This window comes from Pseudomonas agronomica, from assembly GCF_025917275.1.
GTDB lineage: Bacteria > Pseudomonadota > Gammaproteobacteria > Pseudomonadales > Pseudomonadaceae > Aquipseudomonas > Aquipseudomonas agronomica.
The window spans coordinates 1-2,801 of sequence record NZ_JAOSHO010000597.1; the positions used below are offsets into that span (position 1 = coordinate 1).

The 2,801-nt window shown below is 61.1% G+C and carries 4 protein-coding genes; all 4 read left to right on the forward strand.

Annotation, left to right across the window (positions count from 1 at the left end; all coding sequences use genetic code 11):
* A partial coding sequence (gene prmC, locus OC610_RS24990) for a peptide chain release factor N(5)-glutamine methyltransferase (RefSeq protein WP_264431694.1) occupies positions 1-620 on the forward strand: 620 nt, incomplete at its 5' end.
* A complete protein-coding gene (locus OC610_RS24995) occupies positions 614-1,366 on the forward strand; it encodes a molybdopterin-synthase adenylyltransferase MoeB (RefSeq protein WP_264431695.1) in 753 nt (250 codons plus the stop codon). The genes prmC and OC610_RS24995, both read left to right, overlap by 7 nt.
* Positions 1,363-2,154 (forward strand): glutamate racemase, encoded by a 792-nt coding sequence (gene murI, locus OC610_RS25000; protein WP_264431696.1) that lies wholly within the window; start codon positions 1,363-1,365, stop codon positions 2,152-2,154. Before OC610_RS24995 ends, murI begins: the two co-directional genes overlap by 4 nt.
* Positions 2,155-2,267: 113 nt before the next feature.
* Positions 2,268-2,786: an acyloxyacyl hydrolase gene (locus OC610_RS25005; protein WP_264431698.1), complete on the forward strand. Its 519-nt coding sequence runs from the start codon at positions 2,268-2,270 to the stop codon at positions 2,784-2,786.
* Positions 2,787-2,801: the final 15 nt, after the last annotated feature.

Genomic DNA, 2,801 nt, shown 5'->3' on the forward strand with positions numbered 1-2,801 from the left:
TCGGCCAGCAGGGCTTCTGGAAGCTCGACCTGGAAGTGGCGCCCCATACACTGATCCCACGTCCCGACACCGAGTTGCTGGTGGAAACCGCGTTGGCCTTGTTGCCAGCCGAACCGGCCCGGGTCCTCGACCTGGGCACCGGCAGCGGCGCGATTGCCCTGGCGTTGGCCAGCGAACGTCCGGCCTGGACAGTCACGGCAGTCGACCGGGTGCTCGAAGCGGTGGCCCTGGCCGAACGCAATCGCCAGCGCCTGGACCTGCGCAACGTGACGGTGGCGAGCAGTCACTGGTTCAGCGCCCTGGAGGGCGAACGTTTCGGACTGATCATCAGCAACCCGCCCTATATCGCCGCCAGCGATCCGCACCTGGCCGAGGGCGACGTGCGCTTCGAACCGGCCAGTGCCCTGGTCGCCGGGCCGGACGGGCTTGATGACCTGCGCACAATTGTCGACCAGGCCCCGAATCATCTCGAGGCGGGCGGCTGGTTGATGCTCGAACACGGTTACGACCAGGCTGAAGCGGTGCGCGACCTGTTGAGTGGCCGAGGGTTTGCCGAAGTCCACAGTCGCAAGGACCTGGGAAGCCATGAACGCATCAGCCTGGGACGCCTGCCGTGCTGAACGATCAGGAATTGCTGCGCTACAGCCGACAGATTCTGTTGCAACACGTCGACATCGACGGACAATTGCGCCTCAAGCAGGGCCGCATATTGATCATCGGCCTGGGCGGCCTCGGCGCTCCGGTGGCGTTGTACCTCGCCGCCGCTGGCGTGGGCGAGATGCACCTGGCGGACTTCGACACGGTCGACCTGACCAACCTCCAGCGGCAGATCATCCACGACACCGACAGCGTGGGCCTGAGCAAGGTCGAATCAGCGATGCGGCGCCTGACCGCCATCAATCCCGAGGTCCGGCTGGTGCCTCACCCGGCCGCCCTGGACGAAGACAGCCTGGCTGATGCGGTGGTGGCGGTGGACGTGGTGCTGGATTGCTCGGACAATTTTTCCACGCGCGAAGCGGTGAACGCTGCCTGTGTCGCGGCGGGCAAGCCATTGGTCAGCGGCGCGGCGATTCGTCTGGAAGGACAATTATCGGTGTTCGATCCGCGTCGCGCCGAAAGTCCGTGTTATCACTGTCTCTATGGTCACGGCAGCGAAGCTGAATTGACCTGCAGCGAGGCCGGCGTACTTGGCCCGCTCGTGGGGTTGGTGGGCAGTCTCCAGGCGCTCGAGGCGTTGAAGTTGCTGGCGGGTTTCGGTGAGCCGCTGGTGGGGCGCTTGTTGTTGATCGATGCCTTGGGCACGCGTTTTCGCGAATTGCGGGTCAAGCGTGATCCGGGTTGCAGCGTCTGTGGCAAGCCGACATGAGTGAAGCGCCGGTCGGTGTGTTCGATTCCGGGGTCGGCGGGCTGTCGGTGCTGGGTGAGATCCGTCGGTTGCTGCCAAATGAATCTCTCCTGTATATCGCTGACTGCGGGCATATCCCTTACGGCGAGAAGAGCCCGGAATTCATTCGCGAGCGATGCGCGATCATTGCGGGCTTTCTCCAGCGCGAAGGCGCCAAGGCGCTGGTAGTCGCTTGCAACACCGCGACGGTGGCCGGAGTCGCCGACCTGCGTCGCGATTACCCCGAGTGGCCCATCGTCGGCATGGAGCCAGCGGTCAAGCCTGCAGCCGCTGCCACTCGAAGCGGCATCGTGGGTGTGCTGGCAACCACGGGCACCTTGCAGAGCGCCAAGTTCGCTGCGTTGCTCGATCGTTTCGCCACGGATGTCCGGGTCATCACCCAGCCCTGCCCAGGGCTGGTGGAGTTGATCGAGGCCGGCGACCTGAACAGCCCGGCCTTGCGTCAATTGTTGCAAGGCTACGTGACTCCGTTGCTGGCGGCCGGTTGCGACACGTTGATCCTCGGCTGCACGCACTATCCATTCCTCAAGCCATTGCTCCAGCAGATGGTTCCAGAACATATCAGCTTGATCGATACGGGCGCCGCGGTGGCTCGGCAACTTCAGCGCCTGTTGGCCGAGCGGAATCTACTGGCCCACGGGCCGGCCAGTGAAACGCAATTCTGGACCAGCGCAGATCCGCTACATTTAAGAAAAATCCTACCGACCCTATGGGATTCTTCTGACATTGTGCGAAACTTCGAACTGTAAAAAAAACGTGAAAATTGTGTAAATCGAGCTGAACTTCTGATTTGGCGCCGATTTCTATAGCTCTGTCCGTTGTAAGAAAAAACTAACTAGGCTGTCGGAAAAGGATGTTTCTAATGAAGCGTTTATTCTGCTTTGCCGCGTTTGCGGCTGCGTTGCTGGGGCACACTTACACCGCGCAGGCGGCTGGGGTCGAGTTCGGGGTTGGCCAGACTGGCGACTCGACCATGACCTATCGCCTGGGCATGCAATTCGATTGGGACAAAACTTGGTTGCAGAGCGACGTGGGGCGCCTGACCGGTTACTGGAGCGGTGCCTACACGTATTGGGAAGGGGACAAGACCTCCAGCAACCATAGCCTGTCGTTCTCGCCCGTCTTTGTTTATGAGTTTGCGGGTCAGAACGTGAAGCCTTACATCGAAGCGGGTATCGGCGTCGCGCTGTTTGAAAATACCGAAATTGAAACCAACAATCTCGGCACAGCGTTCCAGTTCGAAGACCGTGTCGGTTTCGGCCTGCGCTTCAATGGCGGACATGAAGTGGGCATCCGCGCTACCCACTACTCCAACGCCGGCATCAAGTCGACCAATGATGGTGTGGAAAGCTACGCCCTGCACTACACGATGCCGTTGTAAGAGACAGCTTGGGAA